We start from the raw sequence: 5,335 nt of genomic DNA, 5'->3' as shown, positions 1-5,335 counted from the left end.
ACAGTTAGATTGGAATTTCACTAATCTAACTAAATACTATGGTACTTGGTATTATGTAGAAAATGGTAAGCTAAACTGGAACTATACTGATTTATTCCAGTACTTTGGTACATGGTATTATATTAGAGGCGGTGTTCTTGATTGGAACTATACAGGTTTAGCCTATCATGCAGGTAGTTATTACTACATTAATCATGGTGTATTAGATTGGAATTATTCTGGTTCTGCACAGTCACAGCCTGTAAATCAAAGTTTTGTTGCAAATATGTCTATATCACATCAAACAACACAAGCAATTACAGTAGTAGGAAATGGTGGTAGTTATGCCACTTTGACAGTACATACAAAACATAATGGTGTATGGACAGAAACATTAAGCTGCTCAGCAAGAGTAGGCAGAAATGGTATCACAGGAAATAAGCGTGAGGGTGATGGAAAGACCCCAAGAGGTATCTATAGTTTTGGACAGGCTTTTGGTGTAGCAGGTAATCCTGGTACATCTAGAAGATGGCTTCAAGTCAACAATAATCATTATTGGGTTGATGATGTACATAGTGCCTATTACAACAAACTCGTAGACGCAAGTCAGACAGGTATACAGTGGAGCAGCGCTGAACATTTGATCAGCTATCCAACAGCGTATAGATATGCGATTGCTCTTAACTACAATACGGCTTGTACACCTGGTGCTGGTAGTGCTATTTTCCTACATTGTTCAACAGGTGGGGCAACAGCTGGATGTATCAGCGTATCTCAAAGTGATATGATTCGAATCTTGAAGATGATTCAGGGTGATACTTTAATTGGTATATATCAGAATAAAAACAGTTTATATTAATGTCTAAATAATAGTAGTTATATAGGTGAACTATATTAATGTTATATGTTATAAGGAGGATTATAATTAAAATCCTCCTTTTTCAGTGTTATTTATCAAAGAGAGTACTTTAAAGAGACTTTGAATGTAAGCGCCTGACTAAATATTTCACAAGTGATGCCATGAACTTGTACAAATGATATCCTTACAATTAAATAGTTGATGAGATGATATGTACGGGACATATCATCATAGATTCTAGTATCTCTTTAGAGAGTTTTTTTTGCAGTCATCAAATATCTCTCGATTACAATTATGGAGGTTTTCTATGGACAACAAAGGAAGCAAGGGGGCTTGAATAAAAGTCTTAAACTGATTTTTGTTTACAAAACTGTGCGTAAAGCTCGCTCCTTTGCAGAGTGGGATGTATAACACACAATATAAATAATATTAATAATGGTAACATGCAAATAATGTAAGGAAATTCGAATATACAAACAACAGATTAATATAAATTATTTTTTGAACGCCTATTAATAGGCATTCTAGGAGATGAACGTGATGCATGGATTTTATTTTTGTTGTATAATTTAATAAGAAATTAGATAGATGTTATAAACATATGCCAAAAAATGTTAAACCTTGAATATTTTTCTCTTTTGCAGTTCACTTATAGCTATTCTAATACCATTAATAACTCTATTGAATTCTCTAAATACATGAAATAGCTTTATGACTTTTTGTTTGATTTTTACGAATCTCATCAGTATTACATAATCAAACGTGTAGATAAGACAACTCTCATATATTGTTGAATTATTTGCTAGCATTATACCCATCGGATATTATGCAGTAGATTAGAGGAAACAATATTAATAGAATAATATACATTTTGAAAATGAAGTGAATATTATGGCATACTTTGTTGTTGAATTTCCTTTAAAGACAGAAAAATATCAAGAGGATATTTTGAATAAGCGTTTCGAAATTGGAAGACAGATTTATAATTCATTAGTCAACGTAACTCAGAAGCGTTATAAAGAAATGATCAAGATAAAGAAATATAGAGAACTTATGTCTTCTCTGACAGGCAATAAGAAAACGGATAAAGATATCTGGAAACAAATTAATGATATTCGCAAGCAATATGGTATGTCAGAATATTCCTTTCATAAGGATGTCAAGATGATGCAGAAGCATTTTAAAGATAATATTGATTCACTTACTGCTCGAAAGATTGCGACTGCATTATGGAAGTCTTATGAGAAATTTCTCTATGGCAATGGAAAAAAGTCTATTATAAGAAATATGGCACATTAAATAGTCTTGAAGGAAAATCAAATGGTTCTGGTATTCGTTTTAAAGATGATATTATATTTTGGAATGGTCTGGAAATTCCAGTTGTTATTGATTACAGTAATTATTATGAATATCTGGCTATGCAATGCAAAATCTGTTATAACAGAATCGTTAGAAAATATATAAGGAATAAGTATAAATACTATGTTCAGATTGTTTTTAAAGGAAATCCACCAATAAAGGTAGATGCTGATACAGGTGAAATAAAGCATTGTATCGGTGATGGTGATGTTAGTTTAGACATCGGCACTAGAACTATTGCGATTGCAAGTCAATCTGATGTGAAGATATTAGAACTTACAGATAGAATTCAGAATATTGAAAATCAGAAACGAAGAATTCTTAGAAAAATGGATAGATCAAAACGTTCTACAAATCCTGATAATTATAACGAAGATGGAACTATTAAGAAACAAGGCAATAAAAGAGTTATATGGAAAAAATCAAATCATTACATTAAATATCAGAATGAATTAAGAGAATTATACAGAAAGCAGGCTGCTATACGTAGATATCAGCATGAGTGTCTAGCCAATTATATTATATCTCTTGATAACAAGGTGTATGTTGAAAAGATGAATTTTGCCGGACTTCAAAAACGTGCTAAAAAGACTGAAAAGAATGATAAAGGTAAGATTAAGCGAAAGAAGCGATTTGGTAAATCTTTAGCTAATAAAGCACCAACAATGCTCTTGACAATAATAAATAGGAAATTAGGTTATTATGGAGAGCAACTAATAAAGATAGATACTTCCGAAGCAAAAGCAAGTTAGTTTAATCATTTCGATGGAACATATACTAAGAAATCCTTATCACACAGATGGAATAATTTTGATGGAGTAAAAATACAGAGAGACCTTTATTCCGCTTTCTTAATAATGAATATAGCAGATGATTTAAAGAGTTTTGATATTGATAAATGTAATGACAGATTTGAGAACTTCTATTGGCTTCATAATTTGGAGGTTGAAAGATTAACAGGTAAAAATAATTTAAGTAGTATATCAATTTAAAAGAGAAATATATAAAAGGTTTTGAGACGAGCCTAATGCCATCGTTAATTCATTCAATAGAATGATTGATAGTGAAAGTCTTATAGAAACTCATTAGTTTCATATGCTTTCGAGTATATTTGGAAGTGAATGTATATAAGAACTCAACGTGCTTTAGCCGTTGGAGTGTCAGCAGAAACAATGTCTATCGGTACAAACTAATATCAGTACTTGCCACCTCTTTATAGAGGTGGTTTTTTTGCATGCACAAAAAAAGAGATGAACAAATGTTCATCTCTCAAGTATTGTATTTTTTATCCTTCAATACCAGTTTCAGCTTTAACTAAGTCAACAACTTCGTTCATTGTAGAAAGTTCAGTAGTTGCCTTTTCAGCTAACTTCTTAGAATCTTCATAAGATAATTCTCTGATACGTTTTCTCTGAGCAAGAATTGAAGTTGCAGACATTGAGAATTCGTCAAGTCCTAAACCAAGTAGTAATGGTGCAGCAAGAGCTTCGCCTGCCATTTCACCACACATACCAGTCCATTTACCTTCTCTATGAGAAGCATCAATTGTGTTCTTAACTAATCTTAAGATTGATGGGTTGAATGGCTGATATAAGTAGTTGATTGTAGATGACATACGGTCAGCAGCGAAAGTGTACTGGATTAAGTCGTTTGTACCGATTGAGAAGAAATCTACAACCTTAGCGAACTGATCAGCAAGAACAGCAGCAGCTGGGATTTCAATCATGATACCAACTTCGATTGAATCAGAAACTTTAACACCTTCAGCTTCTAACTTAGCCTTTTCATCTAATAAGATTCCCTTAGCCTTCTTGAATTCTTCAACAGTTGCAATCATAGGGAACATGATCTTAAGATCACCATAAACTGAAGCACGAAGTAATGCTCTTAACTGAGTTCTGAATACTTCTTCTCTCTGGAAGCAAAGACGAATAGCACGAACACCTAAGAATGGGTTCATTTCTTCAGGAACTGGAAGAGCCTTTAACTTCTTATCTCCACCGATATCCATTGTTCTAACAACAACTGGACCATTTACGTTTTCAAGTACTGTCTTATAAGCTTCATACTGTGAATCTTCTGTTGGAAGTTCATCTGATTCCATGTATAAGAATTCAGTTCTGAATAAACCAACACCTTCAGCACCATTCTGTTTAATAGCTTCGATATCATTTGGAGAACCGATGTTAGCTACTAATAATACTTTATGACCATCAGTAGATACTGATTCAGCAGTCTTTAATGTCTTAAGTTCTGCTTTGTAGTCTTCGAATTCTTTTCTCTTAACTTCATAAGTTGAAACTGTTTCTTCATCAGGGTTAACAAATACATCACCTGTTAAACCATCAAGAACAACTATGTCACCATCATTGACAGTTTCAGTAATAACGTTAGTTGCTACAACTGCTGGGATTTCCATAGATCTAGCTAGGATAGCAGAGTGAGAAGTTCTACCACCGATATCAGTGATGAAACCACGAACTAAGTTTTTATTTAACTGAGCTGTATCAGAAGGAGTTAAATCGTGAGCGATGATTACAACTTCTTCATCAATTAAAGCAGGGTTAGGTAAAGACTTACCTAATAAGTTAGCTTTTAAACGAGTAGTTACGTCTCTAACATCAGCTGCTCTTTCTTTGAAATATGCATCATCCATAGATGAGAACATAGTAATGAATAAATTAGCTACATCTTCTAATGCTGCTGGAGCACATAACTTTTCACCATTGATCTTAGCTTCAACCTGTGACTGAAGTTCTGGATCTTCAAGAATCTGAGCATGAGCATCAAATACTGCTGCTTCTTCTTCAGATAAGTTTTTAGTAGCTGCTTCCTTAATTGCAGCAATTTCAAGTTTAACGGCTGCAACGCTCTTGTTATATAAAGCAATTTCAGCTTCAGTGTCTTCAACTGTAGTACGTGTTACAGTTAAATCTGGCATATCTAATTTATATGCTTTCGCAATGGCATAACCACTAGATGCCGCAATACCTTTTACATTTGTCATTTTTGACCTACCTCCATATACTTCATATTTTACAATAAAAGGGGTACAAAATAAAGGAAAGCCCGAATTGCAAGCAGAAACTGGAAATAAGAAGATAAATTAGATTTTATAGAAAATGGTATTATCAGTTA

General features: G+C 33.2%; 4 protein-coding genes. 3 read left to right on the top strand and 1 reads right to left on the bottom strand.

The genetic code is table 11. From position 1 onward, the window contains the following. The 3 genes from ACFOZZ_RS07995 to ACFOZZ_RS07985 all read left to right on the top strand — a co-directional run. Positions 1-838, top strand: an 838-nt coding sequence (locus tag ACFOZZ_RS07995; protein WP_376815043.1) for a L,D-transpeptidase family protein, incomplete at its 5' end; no start/stop codon positions are given. A gap of 891 nt (positions 839-1,729) precedes the next feature. Then, positions 1,730-2,137 carry a hypothetical protein gene (locus ACFOZZ_RS07990; protein WP_376815042.1) on the top strand — a complete coding sequence of 136 codons (408 nt, stop codon included), beginning with the start codon at positions 1,730-1,732 and terminating at the stop codon, positions 2,135-2,137. Between the two features lie 119 nt (positions 2,138-2,256). Next, entirely contained in the window at positions 2,257-2,949 is a 693-nt protein-coding gene (locus ACFOZZ_RS07985) for a hypothetical protein (RefSeq protein WP_376815041.1), read from the top strand. A gap of 533 nt (positions 2,950-3,482) precedes the next feature. Here ACFOZZ_RS07985 and ptsP read toward each other — a convergent pair. Further along, positions 3,483-5,204, bottom strand: coding sequence for a phosphoenolpyruvate--protein phosphotransferase (ptsP, locus tag ACFOZZ_RS07980; RefSeq protein ID WP_376815040.1), 1,722 nt, complete (start codon positions 5,202-5,204; stop codon positions 3,483-3,485). Positions 5,205-5,335: the final 131 nt, after the last annotated feature.

The organism is Catenibacterium sp. GCM10023432, assembly GCF_042651925.1.
Classification (GTDB): domain Bacteria; phylum Bacillota_I; class Bacilli_A; order Erysipelotrichales; family Coprobacillaceae; genus Catenibacterium; species Catenibacterium mitsuoka.
Note: the sequence above shows the minus strand (reverse complement) of the source record. Positions and strands in the feature narration are given on the sequence as shown.